Here is an 18,121-nt window from a genome sequence, read left to right as displayed (position 1 = left end):
CAGGTGGTAGCAGCTAGCAGGGTGGGGATCATCAGCACGCCGAACCAGCCAATGTAGAGGCGGTTGTTGGTGGAGGTGACCCACTCGCAGAACTGGTCCCACACGCTCACGCTACCGCGGCGCTCGAGGGTTGCAGTCATGTTGAGTATCCTTACTCAGATGAGTGACGGTTTACAAGAATTAAGATTAAGACTTCTGTAAAGAAAAGTCAACAGTCTAGGAGTAATTACTTACCAAATTTGTGAAGAGATCCGAACGTTTTGTCTGTAGCCCTATGAGCTGCTTGGCTTTCAGTAGTCAGTCGGTGCAGCTTCAGCCGGTGCAGCTCTTGAGTAGAAAACCCAGCACAAAGCCCACTCCACCGAACCGCACAGCTTGCCAGAAAGGCTCTTTGAGGTCCCGCCAAGAGAAGAGGCGGCTCTCCAGCTCAAAATCCAATTCTTCCAGGCGTCGGCGCAGATGATCTAATTCTGCTTGCAGTTCTACGGAGCGCTGTTTGATTTCTGCCTGCTGGCTCTGATTAGCTTGGGCGTAGGCGTAGCGCTCACGCAGCTCTTGAACTGACTGCTCGACTTCTTGAATCTGAGAAGACAGCAGTGACCAATTATCTTCGGAGCCAGGATCAGGAGCGTTCACAGTCAGAACCTCGAATCTGCGCATCGCCAGTGTAGGTCGCTGCCTACACTGGGGACCAGTAGTCAATGAAGAAGATAGGGTCGAGATGCTGATTCGAGCATTGGCAGCTTGCGCTGAGGAACGGGCAGGCGATGGAACACAACTGCGGCAACTGCTACACCCTGACAAGCAAGCTATCGAAATTCGTTACAGCCTGGCGCATGCCGTAGTTCAGCCAGGCCAGGTTTCACTACCCCACAGTCTGAGCACATCTGAGGTCTACTACATCCTTTCAGGGCAGGGCGTGATGCATATCGACGAGGAAGAGCAGGCAGTCGGCCCCGAACAGGCCATTTACATTCCTCCTGATGCCCGGCAGTTCATCGAGAACACAGGCGAACAACCTCTCGTATTTATTTGTATTGTTGACCCCGCTTGGCGGGTTGAGAATGAAACAATATTTGCTTAATCCTTTTGCTCTCGCTCTCGACAGTTCGAGTTAAGACTGAGTGTAGACGCGGTTCATCAGGGCGCAACCCAGAGGGTAGAACGGGATGAAGTGCACACGATACTTCAGAGGCAGCTTGGGGCTGAGTCTACTGGCCGCTGTAAGCTACGCAAAGCCGTCGCCAACCTGGGCTCAACCCGCTCTGTCCGCACCGCAAAATTCGATATCCCAACCGTGGCGTTCGCGTGGGGCTACACAAGTTCGACCGTCAGTGGATACAACCCCTCGTCTACTCAATCCGAATTCCAGCCAGCCATCTCCACGCCAAGCCGCCCCGCGTTTTGCTCCGCTCACACCAGCCTTGCCAACGCCCCACCTTGCTCCTTCATTGAGCTTAGGTGTGCCGCTACTGCCTTCTGCTCCTCCACAAGCACTGGCTCACACCACACCACCGGTCTTTCCTCTCTCTGTTGATCTCAGGATTACGCTGTCGGGTGCCTCTTTACGTGAATTACCAGGACGGCAGGCCAGTTCCAATTGGACAATTGCAACCAGTCCAATGCGCTTAACTGAGGTTGCAGCAGCCATCAACCCGCCACCCAGACCTCAGGGTCCTTTGGTTGTTTTGGGTTATACAGTTGCCCCAGAATTACTGGATGCCATAGAGACTTTTGATTTTCGAGGGGATGCGTTGTTGTTGCGAACTCGCTATTGACTGGTCTCTAAGGGTTGGTCTCTAAGAAAGTCCCTTTAAGAAGGTTCAGAGGACAAGGGCAACGCTGAGGCTTGGCGTTGTTGGTTGTGGCGATGCCAAAGCAAAATCGAACCTAGTGTCAGCACCAACATGCCAACGGGCAGGCCCAGCAAAAGCAGCAGACGCAGCCCGCTGAAGCGAAACTCAAGGCGAGTTACTGGGCCAAAACCTCCGGCATAAAGTGGGTAGATTTCTAAGACATGGGAACGAGCGAAAAGCCCGAACCGCAAATAGCTAAAAGTCTGCTGAGTCTCCTGGGTATTGACCTGTTGCCAGGGCAGCTCACCAATGCGAAACACGTAGCCCAGCAACTCAGCATTAGCAGGTTTCTCCAGAGCAATCTGCCAAGTAAGCAAATTCCTCTGAATTTGAGGCTGCAACGCTGGAAATTGGCTCGGCTTTAGAGCAAGTAGGTAGCTTTGCTGGCGCTTAAAATCGTGGCTGGCGAGCCAGATTTGCCCTTTAGCATTCCGACTGACCACTGTGACCGCTTGACCAGGCAAACCCTGGACAGAACCGCTCAGACGAGCCCGTCGCGTATCAATTTGTAGAAGTTGACTCTTTTGTGAAACCCCATTCTGCGTCTGGCTGAGCACAACCCACAGATGATCAGCATCGCCCTGCTGAAGACGGGTTATTTTGCCGGTAAGTTCAGAGAGACGAGCGCTAGGGTGACTGGAACTAGGCGACAGACGAATCAAATTGCTGCGGTTGCTTGTTGTGTCATAGGCGGCTAGCCACAGGTTTTGAGCTGAATCCAGGCTAAGGGCAGTTACACTGCCTTCCAACTCCCAACGAGCGAGAACCTTGCTCTGCTTGGGGTCAATTTGGAGCAGACTAGCAGACGGTCCGCCCGGATAGGGACCTGTCAAGACCCACAACTGCTCGTTCGAAGGTAGCAATGTCTGAATGGGTGCCGGTGGCAACTTGGGAACTTGAGCTTCGACCCTGGACCACGCTGGGTTCAAGCGGAGCAAACGGCCATAGTCCATGCCGAGCCAAACCTGTTGATGGGGGCCAAAAACGAGAGCTGTAACCAACCCAGTAGGCAAATTGGCCACTGGCGTCGGTTGCCCACTCGATTGCGGATCTAGCCGGACCACCTGGTCACTGAAACCTGTACTGATCACACTCCAGAGTGAGCCCTTGGCGTTTGTGCCGAGCAAACTGACCAAGCCAGTCGGCAAGCCTGCAACTGCAGAGAAGCGCTGCTGGTCAGGATCAAGTCGGACTAAGCGGCCTCTAGGCTGGCTTAAAGCCTGATTCGGATCGTTCAGTCCCAACCACAAGTCCCCCTTGGCAGTGACTTTAAACGCGCTCACTCGCTCGTTGAGCTTGAAGTTCGTCACCCACTGATGTTGGCTGGAGTCTAAGCGCCAAAGTTGGTCGTGGCCTTCGAGGGTACTCAAAACAGCCCAACCTCGTCCTTGATCGTCAAACTGCAAATCGGTGAGCAGACCAGATTGTGGCACCGGTAGGCTTCGGCCTAGCCTCTGAGCTGTCGGATCCAGGCGGATTAGGCGCTCAGCAGCTCTAGAGCTAGCCAGACCAAGCCAAAGCTGGTTACTGCTATCAATTGTGAGAGCCGTAATCGGTGCAGAGGGCAACCCTTGTGAGCGCTCTAGTACCAGCCCTCGGCCCGGATCTACCCGCACCAGTTGCCCTTCTATCTGGTTTGGGCCGTATTGGTTTGAGCTGTAGCCAATCCAGAGCGAGTCACTGCTATCAGAAACGAGACTGGCAATTGGGCCAACTGGTAAGTTCGCGATCTGAGCGATCAAGCGAGCATTGCGAGGGTCAATCCGCGCCAAGCTGCTGCGCTCCAACCCCTCGAGGCGGGTGCTAACCCACAGACGCCCCCGGCTATCAGTGTGCAGAAGGTCAACACCGCCCAAGGGCAAACCCCGAACCTGGTCAACAACAAGCTGCCGATCGGGATCGAAGGCAAGCAAAGCGCTACCAATCCTATCGCTCAGACGCAAACCCACCCACAACCGCTGGTTGTTGAAACTAAGGGCAGTCACATCACCGGTTGGCAAACCTGACACTTCTTGTAGCTTTGTGCTGCGAGGTGCAAGGAAAAACAGCGAGCCAGGTTGGGCTGAGATGGCTTGAGTTGCCGCCCAAAGGCGACCTCTAGCGTCCAGTGCCAATGCGGTTGGCTGACTTGGAAGCGGTAGGCTAAGGCGGGGAATGAGTTGACTGGGAGTGGTAGAACTGCGGCTAAAGCTCAGCAATTGGTTGGCCCCCTCAGATGCAATTGCTAGCCAAAGCTGATCTCCAGCCAGTTGAAGGGCTTGGACTCTCCCTTGAGGCAAAGAGACAACTGTACGGACTTGGCCCTGGTTAATGTCTAAGTAGGCCAGCGTTGTCTTGGTCTGAGCGTCCCCGCTATCCCCGCTGAAGGCTAGCCAGATGCCACCCTTCGGGTCACGCAACACAGCCGTAATCGTGCCTTTTGGCAGCGGTTGGGCCCCAGCGTGAGGGGGCGGCAGTAGAGTCACGCCGGGCGCAAACTTCGTTTGGGGCTGGGCTTGGGGCTGGGCTTGGGCCAACGGACTGTCTAGCAGCATGGCGCTTAGGCAAATAGCACTAAGGCACTGACCGATTCGGTAACTGATTCGGTAGGGGAGAGCCATCGACCGGCTTAACCGTGTATTGACTCGCCATGTAATAGAAGTAAGGCAAAAACTCGTTGAACCGGTCACGGTCAGTGCTGGCCTCAAAGGTGTAGGTTAGGGAGCCTCGGACCAAACGCAACGTTAAGGTGCTAGGTTGCTGGGCGGTCTGAAGCGTAAGCCAGCCAGTGTCCCGCTGAGCGGTCAGAAAGTTGGGAGTACCAGTTGGGAGGGCTTCTGGGTTAGCAGTGACACCAATCCGCACTTGAACATTCACTGAAGCTGGAGTGTGAAAAACTTTGTCCCCATTAGCGTCCGAAGTCACAACCCAGTCGTTTGGATAAACTAAACTTTGGCCGGAAACTGGATCGCTGTAGCGAATCCAAATTCGCTCCGTCTGCTGCATTCGCGTGCAGCTAGCCGTTAGCAAAAACGCCCACAGAACCATCGCGATCAAGGCTTTGGCACCGTTGCGTTTGCGGAGCATAGCCTACACAACTTCCTTATCACTCACAGTATTGACTCGTGGCTGGCTGCGCGACATTATGAGCGAATGCTGCAGGCTTCCCCAAGGGACAATGACCCTATTCTCATAGGGGGTCAGATACGTTTAGATTGAAGGGCGGAGTATGCAGGATTAACCTCAAGCTTTAACTCAAGGCTTTAAACCGCAGCTTGTTCCACTTCATTGCCATGCCTCTAACTCAGCCAACCAATTGCGCAGCAGCAGAGTCATTTGGGTACGGCGAGCCTCAAAGTTAGCAGCCAACCAGATTAGAGCCAATCCTAGCAAGATACCCATTGCCCAAAGCAAAAAAGCCTCACTCTGAACAAACAACCAGAGCTGATGTAGAACTTTCAGCACAAAAGCGACAGTTCCAACATATAAAAAAGCCCGGATGCGCAGCGTCAAACCGGCTAGGATAAATCCTAAACTCAGTCCCAAAGCCAAGAGCCCTAAACCGAAGTCAGCTTGAGATTGGTAGAAAGCAACAACACAGATTAAACCGGTAGCTAGGGAGCGTAGAATGTGGCGTTTATCCCGCTCACTTTGTGGTTGCAACTGCGGTTCGATTTGAGCAATGTACAGAAGTGAGCCACCTACAATCGCCGCATACCATAAAGGCTCTTGCCACCCCTGTAACTGAAAAAGACGAACGAGTGCCCAATCTGCGAGAAAAACACTGAAATAGCTAAGACGAATTTGCGCTGAAGTCCTGGCACACCAAGCATAAAAAGCAGCGACAATTAGCAAGCTTTGTAAGTTAATTCCCCAAGCTGTCAGCCACACCACAATAGCTGGGAACGCATAAGCAGATCGACGCCAGGGTCGTAAAGACCAACCCCAAGCTTGCCAGGGCAGGTAATACAACATCAAGGCAAGAGGGCAAGTCAGTGCTGCACCCCAAGCAACCAAAAGCTGTGAGTCAGGTAGAAGCAGATCAAGGCTATGGGCAACGGCGATGACTGCTTCACCAATGCCTGCATAAACCCAACCATCCCGTCTACGACCCTGAAAAATGGCGTAGAGAGCCAGCAGAGTGACCACTCCGACACTAAGCCAACGGCTGCCGGAATTAGTATCGAGCAATGCTAAAAGAATGAGACCACTGCCCCCCAGCCAATGCAAGTGGGCTAGTCTACCCAGCCCTTGTTGAGAGAGGCGCAGATAAGTTGCTAGTGTTGGAGCTAGCAAGTTCTCTACCAAGGCAAAAGCAGTTGCCAAAATAGCCAGCATTAACAGCCCATCGCCCCAACTGCCTGTCCGGGCTTGGATGAGTTGATAGATCAGCAGTTCGTAGGCTGCAATCGTAATTCCAAATAATGATAGATAGGCCCAGGGTTTGAAACTTGCTTGACGACGGCTTACTGCCAACCCTATTAGAGTAGCTGTGAACGTATATAGCCCAGTTAAGGCTGTGAAGCTACTATGAGCACCCACTAGCCCCAGAATCGCATAAGTGACAGGAATAAGGTTCCAGCTGGTATAGCGCTCTTGGTCAGTTTGTCGAAGCCGCCAGTCTCCCGCAACTTGAGTCAGTAATGCCAACCCTAAATTAGCAATTGTCCAATGAGTTACCACGGAGTCAGTTTGCGTCGCCAATCCTGCCACTAGAACTTCTAACGCCCAGGCAGTACCATAGAAACCCAAATTGCTAGGCTGCTGCCAATTGCGATAAATGGTGCCCAAGCTCAGCCAGATTGCGGCTGTAATCCAGGACCATTGCATCCCACTAAGCGGAGCAAAACCCAAGGCGAAACTCAAAGAATGCAGAGCCAAAACCAACAGGTTGACTACAGCCAAGGCCATGCCCCAGTCATCAGTTGACTGTGCATAAATATGAGCCAGAGTTGTGGTGCGTCTTGCCAAAGTCTGACGCAAAAACCACAGTGGCAGAAGTGCAAAAGCAGCAAGGTTAGACCAAAAGCCAATTGTCATAAGGGCCTCAGGCAGCACTTGCTCAACCACGCTTGCTGCCAAAGCCAAGGCGAAGCCAACTGTGATAGATGCCATGGCTAGCTGCCGTAGCTGACGGGTATTGAGCAGCATCAAACCAACAGCTGTCGCTAAGCTAACCAGACGAGAACTGGCAAGAGTTAGCGTTAAAGGTTGCAAAACTAACAAGGCAACTACGCTCAATCCTGAAGCTAAAGCAGGCTGCGGAAACGATCGACGCTGCGCAATAACGGTCAAGGTGATCGGAACAACCAGCCAGCTCAAGCGCCAATTGCTATTGGGCTCGACCAGCAAAAGCACATAACTGAGTGCCGCCAAACCCAAGCCTATATGCCAGGCGCTGCGGCGCCAGACAGGCCGATCTAGACCTGCACTAAACAGCCACTCACCAACTACTCCCAGCAGCACCAGTCCAGTCCAGGACCTTACCCCTAAGTTGGGCTGTTGCCAGGCAACACTAGAAAACAGCGCTGCCCCCAGAGTGAGGTGGGTCAAGTAAATCAGCCCTATGGAGGCACTAGCACGCCTACGCACCATTACTGCGAGCGTTAGACCAGACAACAGCAAATTGAGCGAGCGCAACAGGGGATTGGCAAGGCTCAACAACGTCAAGCCAAAGCCTAAAGTTAACGCCACTAACTCAGCCTGAGCAGCCAGCTCAGACTGTTGCCAACGGCGTAGACGGGTAGCCAGCAGCAGTACCAGCAGCAAATAGGGGAACAAGACGACACCAGCTAGTGCCCAAGGCATGAAGGCTGGACCGGCTAGCTGCGTCCAGAAGTTGAGCCAGACTTCACGCACCGGCACGGGCAGGAGCCGTCCCAACAGCCAGAAGGCTTGCAAGCCGACTAACACAATTGCGATGAGCTCTAGACTGCGCCAGTAACGACGCAAACGCTCCAGCAACAGCCAAAGCCCCAAACCACTCACAGCTAGAGCTTGCCCCGAAAACGTCGCAGCTACAGAAACAGACCAACCTACCAGCAATAGCACCGCACCGGCCCAAGTGGCAGGTTCTTGCTGAGGTTCACGTCGAGCTAGCCAATAGGCTAGCCAGCCACAAATTCCAAAAGCCAGGCCTAATTGCTGTATCGGAACCTGGGCAACTAGGAGCGCGCGCGCGATCAGCAAAAGCGTGGCTCCCGCGGCCGCTATCACTCCTAAAGGCAGGCGTGCCTGACTCCTCAGCTGAGCCGATTCCTGCGGGTCCGTAGGTTGAGCTGTTTGCCCTTGGAAATTGCGATCCTGCCAGAAGAGAGCAAGTGCGGTTCCCACACTGCCCAGATAGGTCGCGACCAAAGCAAACTCAGCCCAGCCCCAACCCCAGTGCAACCAGCTGAGGGCTATGACGTTGAGCAAGAGAAGGCGAGAATTTGCCTGAGAACGACCTACTTGAAACGAGGAGCTAGTTGGCTTTAGTAAAAAAAATGTGGCCGCAGTCAGCGCTAGAGCAGCCGGTAGCGCAATGAGCAAGCCAGTGGCACTACGCCATAGACCAAAACCATCGATTACCCAGAAATTAACAGGAATAATCAGCAAAGTAGCCAACTGAACCATATAGGCTGTTGCCCGCAGGCTGCTTCGGCTTCCTGCCCAAACGCCAGCCAGCCAGAAGGCTAACGTATAGGTCAATAGAATCAAATATTGCCCTTGCGCTGAAAATTCTTGCCATAAACTGGCAGCAAGAATGGCTGAAGAAACAACGACTAAAAAGACACCCAAAAACAGTAGCCAGACAACGCTTAATTCCGCCATTAAGGGCTGAACCAATTGCCCAAGTAGGCTCAGACCTTGGACGGTTGGTCTGCGCCTAGACGTTGTCCTGTCCCTGCCTGAAGCTTGTGCCGAAGTAGGGGGGGTGCCAGATTCTAACTGCACGACAGGGCTGTCTATGTTCAAGTTCTGAGAACTGGCAGCACTCACCGGCGAACGCTGGGCCACACCTAGCCCTTCGGTTGCCAGCTCCGGTAGCAAGCAGGTTAAGCTTTGCCGCCCTAGATCTTTCACTTGACGCTCCGATAGAAGCCCCAAATGCAACCACGTCTCCAAACCTGCTAACAGGGCCGGTTGTGAGGCATCAATATTGAGCTCGATCTGGAGTAGGCGCTGATCGGCGAAGGACATGGGGTTTGAGTGACCAGAGCGATAACCGAATTATGAGTGCCAAGCAGTTCCACTGCGGATCTCGCCTATGCCACTTCACTGGATAATCTGCTGCTTTGTTAAAGCCAATGGTCTTCAATACACGTTCGTCTGAACAGTTGACGATACAGAGGGACAGCACTTTTGCGTTAGCGTAGAGATGATGTTAGTCCAACCCATCCCTTGTCTGATTCTCTCGATCCTGAAGCTCTTCAAGACCTACTAGAAGCTGTTGCAGCAGGACAAGTCAACCCTCAAACTGCATTAGAGAAATTACGTCACCTACCGTTCGAGGTAGTCGACAATTTTGCACGCTTAGATCATCATCGGTGCCTGCGCAACGGCTTCCCTGAGGTGATCTGGGGGCCGGGTAAAACATCAGCACAGCTAATCAGCATTTTTAAAGCAATGCGAGGCAAACATGCCGTCGTTATGGCAACTCGCATTGAACCGGCTGTTTTTTGCGAACTGGAGCGAGCGATTCCTGATCTGATCTACTACCCGACGGCTCGCATCTGCTCGCTTCAATCCACTACGCCGCCTCAGCGACCGGGTACAGTAACCCTGCTCTGCGCAGGGACTGCCGATCTAGCGGTTGCGGAGGAAGCAGCAGTCACCGTAGAACTGTGTGGTTTCCAGGCTCAACGCCTTTGGGATGTGGGCGTTGCTGGTCTACATCGGCTCTTAAGCCAGCATCAAGTCATTGCTGAAGCGCAAGTACTGGTTGTGGTAGCCGGCATGGAAGGAGCTTTGGCCAGTGTGGTAGCGGGTATGGCCGATTGCCCCGTGATCGCTGTACCAACTAGCGTCGGTTATGGTGCCAGCTTTAATGGCTTAGCCGCCTTGCTTACCATGCTTAACTCTTGCGCTGCTGGTGTTGGTGTTATGAACATTGACAATGGTTTTGGGGCTGCAATTTTGGCAGGGCAAATCCTTCGTACTGCTTATAAGATCAGTACCAAAGATAAAGCGAACTAGGCAGCACACTTCTGAAAAAATTCCTAAAGAACGACAGTTTTACGTCTAACACTCAAGCAAAAATCAAGCAAAAAGTTAGGCAAAAGGTCGACCAGGGAGCAGGTAGGTAAACGATATTGAGGCACAGTTGGCATTCAGATGCATTATGCATTAAGGATCACTTTTTGCACGGGTATCGACTAACTAAAAGCCATAACTTGTCACACTTACACCGCTCTTAAGAGTGCAACCAGGGACGGCTTAGTTGCTCCAGTTTTGCGACCTCGCTTTCGTCGAGGGACCAACCCAAAGTGCCTGCATTTGCACGCGCCTGCTCAGCATCTTTAGCTCCCGGAATTGGAATTACACTACCCTGAGCAATCAGCCAGTTTAGGGCCACCTGCGCTGGGGTACGACTGTGCATCTCGCCAAACTGACGTAACAATGACAGCACAGGCTCAATCTGTTCTAGACCACTACGCTGGAAGCGCTGATCAAAGCGACGGGCTCCAGTAGGTGTAGTCAAACTATCAGGACTGTACTTACCAGTTAGCAAACCCTGAGCCAAAGGGCTGTAAGCCAAAATCGTAACGCCTAAACGTCGAGCCGTCTCTAGAATGCCATTGGTCTCAATTTGACGGTTCAACAACGAGTAGCGCACCTGGTTCACCGCCAGTGGCACGCCTCGGCTGGCCAGCAAATTATAAGCTTCGGTCATTTGAGCCGCAGAGTAATTACTGACTCCCACAGCTTCAATACGACCACGCTTGACCTCATCGGCTAGGGCACTGCAAAGCGTCTCTTGACTCATGAAAAAGTTAAACGGCCAATGAACTTGGTAAAGCGTGACCCGATCGGTTCCCAAACGGTTCAAACTAGCGGTCAAGGCCTCAGCGACTGACTCAGCCGACCAGCGCCAAGGCAGAGGACCATACTTGGTAGCGATCTGGATAGGCACTTTGGCATCCCGGCTAAACTGCCCGAGCAGGCGCTCCGACTCCCCCATGCCGTAAATCTCGGCAGTGTCAAACAGAGTCACACCTGCTGCTAATGCCGCTTCAAAAGCTGCCTGAACTTCCGTTGCGCCATAGTCATTGCTGTAGCTCCAGAATAGGCGATCACCCCAAGCCCAAGTACCAATACCTAGCGGAGTTACAGTTGGCCCATTTGGTCCTAGAGAGATCATATATACCTTAAAAATTTTTCTGAGTCTGTGCGCTACTTTACGGCGGCGAAAATACCGACTAGTGCGTGTAGTTTCGGATCCAAACTATTACTTTAAACTTAACATTCGCCTGGGGAGTTCTACCCAGAAATTGCGTGAATATGCGATTTAAAGCTGAGGGACAGCTCTCCTATCGTTAGTTCTGTGCTCCTCAGATACCCCCGTTTTCAACACCCTTTCGATTGGTAAACAGCCATGACTCAGTGCCTTTACTGCTCCAATGTTTTACTCCGGCACATTCGGGGTGGGCACGCCTATTGGTTCTGCTCTCGTTGCCATGAAGAGATGCCTTCAGTAGGTTTACAGTCAGATCGCAGGCACTCACTTGAGCAACTGCTGCAACGACCTAACGGCATTCCTGCTCACTAGTTTAAGTGGCTCTGGCGGGAGTATCTAATCCCCTTGGGGATACTCCTGCCACAGCAAGGTATTACTGCGCAAACTGCAATAGTCGCCATTCCCCAAAATTAGATGGTCCAACAACGGGAGCCCCAGAAACTGAGCCCCGACTAGTAGCTGTCGAGTCAGAGCTAAATCCTCTTCACTGGGGTCAAGATTGCCTGAGGGATGGTTATGCGCAACGATGGCACGAGTTGCCCCTTGACGAATGACCTCTCGAAAAATATCGCGTGGATGAGCCAGCGTTTCTGTGGCCGTACCGATCGTAATCACCTGCGTTCCCAACAGCCGGTGTTTGACATCTAGCAGCAAAACGGCGAAGCGCTCTTGTTCCTGCCACATCAACTCGGCCCCTAGCGCCGCAGCGGCTACCGCTGGGTCGTCAACGACGGTTCGCTCCAAGGGTTTAGTTTGAAAAGCTCTTTTGCCCAGTTCTACAGCTGCCAGGATCGTTGTAGCTTTAGCGGGGCCGATACCTGGAATCTGCATTAGTTCTTGTGGAGAAACGTTGCGCAGAACAGCTAGAGGGTCGCGCTGATGTTGACCTAGCTCTTGCAGAATGTATTGCCCCAGCCCTACCGCCGAGAGTTTGCCCGGCCCTTGCCCCGTTCCCAAAAGTAGAGCTAGCAACTCTGCACTAGTTAGACTGGCAGTTCCCTGCGCTAACAAGCGTTCGCGGGGGCGTTCGCTTTCAGGCAAGTCGGTAATCCGCAGAGAGTAACTCATAGAAGCTAGGGAAAGACGGTAGCACAGGTAGACCAGTTACTAGTGTTCCCGTTGTTCTCCAGTTCGTTTGCCTCAATGCATTTGCTTCAAATCATTTTCCTCAATACTGTTACCCCAACTCGCTGGCTCGAAATCGGTTGCTCGAAATTAGCTGTCTGAAGTTGGTCGATCGTAATTAGTTTTCAGAGTTACACCGCCGTTGACCCTCTAGGCTTAATCTCCAGGGGCACTACAGTAGCCACGGAGCCGTACACAAGTGCAGAGTGGCAAGGGCAGCTTCCTGAGGACAAACAAAATTGGCACGAAACTGGCAGAAGGCAAGATGACAGGTATCCAGGGGTCCGAACTTCAAGCTCTTCGAGGCAGACGGCTACGCCGGGGATTGTTACTGATGCTGGCAACAGTTCTACTGGCAGGTTTAGGCATTCTAGTTTGGTTGGAAAGTATCCGTGAGATGCCCCAGGTGATGAATGGCCTGGGTGCGATGCTGGAGTCTAAACCTTGGTGGCTACAGAGCCTAGAACGCATTCTTTGGGCTCTGAGCTTACCTGCAGTTGTATTGCCCTTGCTGGTGTTCATCGTGATCAAGACCATGTACCAACCAAGGGTATGGTCACGCTGGCTCGTAGTGGGTGTGTTGCTGGTGCTCTTAGTTCGCTACGTAGGCTGGCGCTTCACTACGCTCAATCTCAGTAATTCTCTGAATGCCACTGTCAGCCTCAGCCTGCTGATCCTAGAGTTACTGGTGATTGCCAATGGCGGTTTGCAGTGGTTACTACTGCTGAGTACACGCGATCGTCGTCGCGAGGCTGACACCTGTGCTCTAGCTGTAGAAGAAGGGCTCTTCACACCCAGCGTTGATATTCTGATTCCCACCTATAACGAGCCGGAATTTATTCTGCGACGCACCATTATTGGTTGCCAGGCGCTTGACTACTCAAACCACCAGATTTATCTACTGGACGACACCAATCGCTCAGAGATACAAGCCTTGGCTAAGGAATTAGGCTGCGAGTACATGGCCCGTCTGGACCATCAACACGCTAAAGCAGGCAATCTCAACCATGCAATTGCCCAGACTGAGGGCGAGCTGATTGTCTGCTTTGATGCTGATTTCGTCCCGACCCGCAACTTCTTGACCCGGACTGTCGGTTTCTTTCAAGATCCAAAAGTGGCGTTGGTTCAGACACCTCAGAGCTTCTATTCAGCTGACCCCGTGGCGCGCAACTTGGGCTTAGAGGATATTCTGACTCCGGAGCAAGAGGTGTTCTACCGGCAAATTGAACCGGTACGCGATGGGACTGACAGTGTCGTGTGTGCAGGCACGTCTTTCGTCATGCGGCGGAGCGCCTTGGAGGCAGCTGGCGGTCAATTTGCCACTGAGTCGCTCAGCGAAGATTACTTCACAGCAGTCCGTCTGTCTTCTAAGGGCTATCGACTGGTCTACCTCGATGAAAAGCTGAGCGCGGGGGCTGCACCCGACGACATGGCTGCTTACGCCACCCAACGCCTCCGCTGGGCACAGGGAACACTTCAGGCATTCTTTATCCAAGACAATCCGCTGACAATGCCAGGTTTACGGCCTCTGCAACGGCTGGCTCATTTCTCAGGCATTTTTCACTGGTTCACCAGTCTGTCACGGATAGGCTTCTTGCTAGCTCCTCTGCTGTACTCGTTTCTGGGGGTAATTCCAGTGCGGGCCAGCTTTGAGGGCGTGCTGGATTATCTAGTGCCCTACTATTTGGTGAATCTCATGGCTTTCGGCTGGCTGAATGGACGTAGCCGTTCGCTAGTACTCTCAGATGTTTACGACCTAGTGCTGTCCTTTCCGCTATGCCTGACCATTTTTCAGACCCTGCTGAACCCGTTTGGCAAAGGCTTTAAGGTGACACCCAAGGGCACCCAGAGCGAACGGTTGAATTTTAACTTCAAGCTAGCCTCGCCTCTGTTGGTCCTCTTTGGCTTAACGGCAGTTAGCCTATGGGTTAATTTAGGCCAGTGCATGTTGCAGTGGCAGCTGTATGACACGGGTGATATCAAAGGGCTGGGATTAGGCTGGATTTGGAGCAGTTACAACCTACTTGCGCTAGGCGTGGCTCTGCTGGTAATGCTGGATGTTCCTAAACGCGATCGCTATGAGCGCTTCAACTTGCGCCGCACCGTGAAGTTCAGCTTGGGAAGCGAGGTTTTTTGGGGACACACCGAGAACCTATCGGAATCGGGGGCGCAAATCGTGCTTTCGCAAGCGGGATCTCGACCGGCAATCAAACAATGGATGCAACAGCAGCCAGAGCAACCAGTGACGCTGGAAATCATGGAAGAAGCCTTAACGCTGCAAGCTGTAGTTACGCGTTTAGATGCGATTCGGGAGGACTGGATGGACGACAGCGAATCGGACACCTACCCGATTATTTCGGTCCATTTTCTGCCACTGTCTGTCGTGCAACACCGCAAGCTAGTTGAATTCCTCTTCTGCCGTCCAGGGCAATGGCAACATCGCCACACTCCTGGTGAACTTCAGTCTCTATTTTTGCTATTGCGTAGCTTGCTCTTGCCCTATACACTGACCGGCCAACATCGCTGGCGACTCTCGGTGATGTCAGTGGCGAAAACCTAGGTCAATTTCTCAAGGAACACCCTTCCAAAAAACACCCTAAAAACAAAAAAGGGTGGGGGCTTTTTGAATACGCCCCCATCCCCTAGTGATTGAGTAAGCTTGCTTAAGCGAGTCTTAGCTGACCATTAGCTGGCGCTACTGACTGGTTACTACTTCTCAATCGGAGGAACTTGTGCCTTAGTCGTACCATGCAGACGCGGGTCGCCCAGGGGAGGATGGGGCTCCGGTCCCAGGGGTTCGGGCTTAGCGAGATACTCGAATTCGCCCTTGCCGTCCATAGACTTGCCTTTAGCCCAACGTCCCTCTGCGCTTTCCTCACCTTCAGAGAGGTTCCAGAACTGGTAGGCGGCCTCAGACTTCTCGAGTTCTTGTGGGAAGGAGCTGGGTACAGGGGTCGTTTCCAGACCGGAAGATTCCAAATCTTCAATAGCGGCTAGCCACTGGTTCTGGTGCATTGTGTCCCGAGCAATCATGTAGCTGAGCGTATCTTTCACGCCTGGGTCGTCTGACATTTCGTACATACGTACGGCTTGCAAACGGCCCTGCGATTCCGCGTGTAAGTTTGAGCGGAAATCGGCTAGCAAGTTACCACTAGCGATAATGTAACGACCGTTCCAGGGGTAGCCCACGCTATCGTTAGGAGTTGCGCCTAGGCCGGAAACAATCGCGTGCTGAGGATTCATGCTAGCAGCGATCACATCACGGGGATTGATGCCCCCCATAACGGCCCCCACAATTGGGTCCTTAGAACCATCTTCTTGCATTTTGATCGGAGCATTGTCCAGTAGGTGCGCGATCATAGTCGCCAACATCTCAACGTGGCCAATCTCTTCGGTACCAATGTCGAGCAGCATGTCTCGATACTTCGCAGGTCCTCGACAGTTCCATCCCTGGAATAGATACTGCATCATCACAGTCATTTCACCGAACGGGCCACCGATCAGTTCTTGAATTTTCTTGGCGTAGATGGGATCTGGCTGGTCTGGCTTAGTGAAATACTGTAAGCGCTTGTTGTGATAAAACATTTTGTTTCTTCGAGTTGACAGCTCTTCCCCTTTGGTAACAATCGAAATTCTGCCTTGAATCAGCCACAAGTACCACATGTCAACTACACCCAACGAGGGGTTAATCCATTAAGAAACGGAGTAACCTAGCCACACCGGTTGGCAGTATAAGAAAAGACCTGTAGACACTTAGGTTCGAGCTGCAAGAATGCGTGCACGGTAAGCAGATATACTGGGTTGCTCTCGTTTGAGTTTGAAGAAGATTCAGTTAAGGGAACAGGGTAATTTCTTGGCCTTAATTTCTTTGTCAAAAGAGCGATGCTGTGAGCACAAACTCTATGACCTGAAGGAGTGTATTCGTTTATATTTAAGCGAAAGCAAATTTAGCCGAGCATTAGAAGATCTCAAAATAAATGAAACAGATAAAAAAGCTGCAGTGACTCAATTAACGAGTCCCAACCAAACAGATCCAGCAGACCAACATACTCCCCGAAGCACAACTCGTGGCAGTGGTAACGAGGCTCCCACATGAGCACGCGAAGCTACAGTCCATCAGGCCAAGGATGCGCCGACTATGGACTAGGTTTCAATATGCACGTGGATGAACCTGGCCAAGCTGACCCCCCAGTTGATGCCCAGAGTCAAGAGTAGACGGTCGAGAATAGGAAATATCAACTCAGCCAGCTAGCCAAGTTGAAAGAACTATCGAAACATTTCACAGCGCCTATCTCAGTCTGTTAGAGGCAGGCGCTGTGTCATTTATGAGGATATGTCACCTATGAGAACCAACCCAGGACCGTTTGCAAGAGCAACCAAATATTGAGCAATGCAATGACAAGCGCAACGAGCCAAGCTAGAGCTTTTAGCCAAATTGGATTGACAAACTCACCCATCAATTCTTGGTCACTGGTAAACATAACCAGAGGAATGACCGCGAACGACAGTTGTAAACTCAGGATCACCTGACTAAAAACTAAGAGGCTACCAGTACTCTTTTCACCCCAGATTAAAATCACTACTAAAGCAGGAATAATAGCGACCAAGCGTGTAGTCAGACGCCGCAACCAGGCCGGCAGACGCAAATTGACAAAGCCTTCCATCACGATTTGACCCGCTAGAGTTGCGGTCAAGGTTGAGCTTTGTCCAGAGGCGAGCAAGGCTAAACCGAACAGTGTGCTAGCAACTCCCACACCGAGTAGGGGTGAGAGCAACTGGTAAGCCTCCTGAATATCTGCCACATCGCGATAGCCAGAGAAGTGAAAGGCTGCGGCAGAAACAATTAAAATCGCTGAGTTAATAAATAGAGCTAAAGAGAGCGCGACAGTTGAGTCTAGGGTGCCAAAATGAATTGCTTCCCAACGTTTTTGTTGAGTGGGCTGCCAAGCACGAGTTTGTACAATCGAAGAGTGCAAGTAGAGATTGTGAGGCATAACTGTTGCGCCCAGAATCCCCATTGCGATGTACAGCATTTCTGGATTCTGCAAAATCTCTTGCCTGGGAATATAGCCCGCTAAGACTGCTCCTAAATTGGGCCGCGAAAAAAACAATTGGGCTGCAAAGCAAACACCTATAGTCACGACCAACATCACAATTAGTGCTTCCACATAGCGGAAGCCCTTATTTTGTAGAAATAATAAAGCAATAACATCTAGGGCCGTAATACAAACACCTAGGACAAGCGGTAGACCAAACAGTAATTGCAGTGCAATCGCACTGCCTAATAGTTCTGCTAAATCACAGGCGGCAATTGCAATTTCACAGATTACCCATAGGAAAAAGCTAACCCGGGGGCTAAAGGCATCTCGGCAAGCTTGCGCGAGGTCACGCCCCGTTGCCACACCTAGCCGCACGCAGAGGGATTGCAATAAGACTGCCATCAAGTTCGACAGCAGAATGACCGACAGCAGGGTGTAGCCAAAACGGGAGCCTCCAGCGATATCTGTAGCCCAGTTGCCCGGATCCATATAGCCCACTGACACTAGATAGCCCGGTCCAGCGTAGGCCAGGAGCTTTCGCCAGAAGTTGTTGCCTGTAGGAACTGTGATGCTGCGGTAGACCTCAGGCAGGCTGGGCTCATAGGGCGGACGGGACATTTAAAGCTCCAAAACACGCTTTCATATTTCTTTCATAATTTAATCACGAGTAGTTATTTGCCACC

Annotated in this window: 12 protein-coding genes and 1 pseudogene; 4 read left to right on the top strand and 9 right to left on the bottom strand. The window is 52.1% G+C overall.

Annotation, left to right across the window (positions count from 1 at the left end; genetic code table 11):
* Together H6F94_RS04995 and H6F94_RS04990 are read right to left on the bottom strand one after the other, a co-directional pair.
* Positions 1 to 140 (bottom strand): annotated as a pseudogene (locus H6F94_RS04995) (photosystem II q(b) protein); the annotation flags it as partial.
* Positions 141 to 312: 172 nt separating this feature from the next.
* Positions 313 to 660: a sll0565 family protein gene (locus H6F94_RS04990; RefSeq protein WP_242041003.1), complete on the bottom strand. Its 348-nt coding sequence runs from the start codon at positions 658 to 660 to the stop codon at positions 313 to 315.
* A gap of 61 nt (positions 661 to 721) precedes the next feature.
* On the opposite strand from H6F94_RS04990, the gene H6F94_RS04985 reads away from it, so the two are divergent.
* Complete coding sequence (locus H6F94_RS04985; protein WP_190801136.1) at positions 722 to 1,084, top strand: cupin domain-containing protein; 363 nt, start codon at positions 722 to 724, stop codon at positions 1,082 to 1,084.
* Positions 1,085 to 1,169: 85 nt separating this feature from the next.
* Positions 1,170 to 1,778, top strand: a complete 609-nt coding sequence (locus H6F94_RS04980; RefSeq protein WP_190801135.1) for a hypothetical protein — start codon at positions 1,170 to 1,172, stop codon at positions 1,776 to 1,778.
* Positions 1,779 to 1,813: 35 nt separating this feature from the next.
* Here H6F94_RS04980 and H6F94_RS04975 read toward each other — a convergent pair whose 3' ends face one another.
* The 3 genes from H6F94_RS04975 to H6F94_RS04965 form a co-directional block, all read right to left on the bottom strand.
* The gene (locus H6F94_RS04975; protein WP_190801134.1) at positions 1,814 to 4,456 is read right to left on the bottom strand and encodes a ligand-binding sensor domain-containing protein; all 2,643 of its coding nucleotides are present in this window, start codon (positions 4,454 to 4,456) and stop codon (positions 1,814 to 1,816) included.
* Entirely contained in the window at positions 4,410 to 4,922 is a 513-nt protein-coding gene (locus H6F94_RS04970) for a DcrB/PsbP domain-containing protein (RefSeq protein ID WP_190801133.1), read from the bottom strand. Before H6F94_RS04970 ends, H6F94_RS04975 begins: the two co-directional genes overlap by 47 nt.
* A 198-nt stretch (positions 4,923 to 5,120) precedes the next feature.
* Positions 5,121 to 9,017, bottom strand: coding sequence for a hypothetical protein (locus H6F94_RS04965; protein ID WP_190801132.1), 3,897 nt, complete (start codon positions 9,015 to 9,017; stop codon positions 5,121 to 5,123).
* A gap of 201 nt (positions 9,018 to 9,218) precedes the next feature.
* Between H6F94_RS04965 and larB the strand changes: the two genes are divergently transcribed.
* On the top strand, positions 9,219 to 10,013 hold the full coding sequence (larB, locus tag H6F94_RS04960) for a nickel pincer cofactor biosynthesis protein LarB (RefSeq protein WP_190801131.1): 795 nt from the start codon (positions 9,219 to 9,221) through the stop codon (positions 10,011 to 10,013).
* A 217-nt stretch (positions 10,014 to 10,230) separates the two neighbouring features.
* On the opposite strand, the gene H6F94_RS04955 is transcribed toward larB, so the two are convergent.
* Together H6F94_RS04955 and radC are read right to left on the bottom strand one after the other, a co-directional pair.
* A complete protein-coding gene (locus H6F94_RS04955) occupies positions 10,231 to 11,178 on the bottom strand; it encodes an aldo/keto reductase (protein ID WP_190801130.1) in 948 nt (315 codons plus the stop codon).
* 432 nt (positions 11,179 to 11,610) lie between these two features.
* Positions 11,611 to 12,342 carry a RadC family protein gene (gene radC, locus H6F94_RS04950; protein ID WP_190801129.1) on the bottom strand — a complete coding sequence of 244 codons (732 nt, stop codon included), beginning with the start codon at positions 12,340 to 12,342 and terminating at the stop codon, positions 11,611 to 11,613.
* A 322-nt stretch (positions 12,343 to 12,664) separates the two neighbouring features.
* On the opposite strand from radC, the gene H6F94_RS04945 reads away from it, so the two are divergent.
* Positions 12,665 to 14,959 carry a glycosyltransferase gene (locus tag H6F94_RS04945; protein ID WP_190801128.1) on the top strand — a complete coding sequence of 765 codons (2,295 nt, stop codon included), beginning with the start codon at positions 12,665 to 12,667 and terminating at the stop codon, positions 14,957 to 14,959.
* Positions 14,960 to 15,108: 149 nt separating this feature from the next.
* Here H6F94_RS04945 and H6F94_RS04940 read toward each other — a convergent pair whose 3' ends face one another.
* Together H6F94_RS04940 and H6F94_RS04935 are read right to left on the bottom strand one after the other, a co-directional pair.
* On the bottom strand, positions 15,109 to 15,984 hold the full coding sequence (locus tag H6F94_RS04940; RefSeq protein ID WP_190801127.1) for a manganese catalase: 876 nt from the start codon (positions 15,982 to 15,984) through the stop codon (positions 15,109 to 15,111).
* 755 nt (positions 15,985 to 16,739) lie between these two features.
* The gene (locus tag H6F94_RS04935) at positions 16,740 to 18,056 is read right to left on the bottom strand and encodes an Nramp family divalent metal transporter (protein WP_190801126.1); all 1,317 of its coding nucleotides are present in this window, start codon (positions 18,054 to 18,056) and stop codon (positions 16,740 to 16,742) included.
* Between the last annotated feature and the right edge of the window lie 65 nt (positions 18,057 to 18,121).

The organism is Leptolyngbya sp. FACHB-261 (assembly GCF_014696065.1).
In the GTDB taxonomy this organism is placed as follows: domain Bacteria; phylum Cyanobacteriota; class Cyanobacteriia; order FACHB-261; family FACHB-261; genus FACHB-261.
The sequence above is the reverse complement of the archived record's forward strand: the minus strand, read 5'-3'. Positions and strand labels throughout refer to the sequence as shown.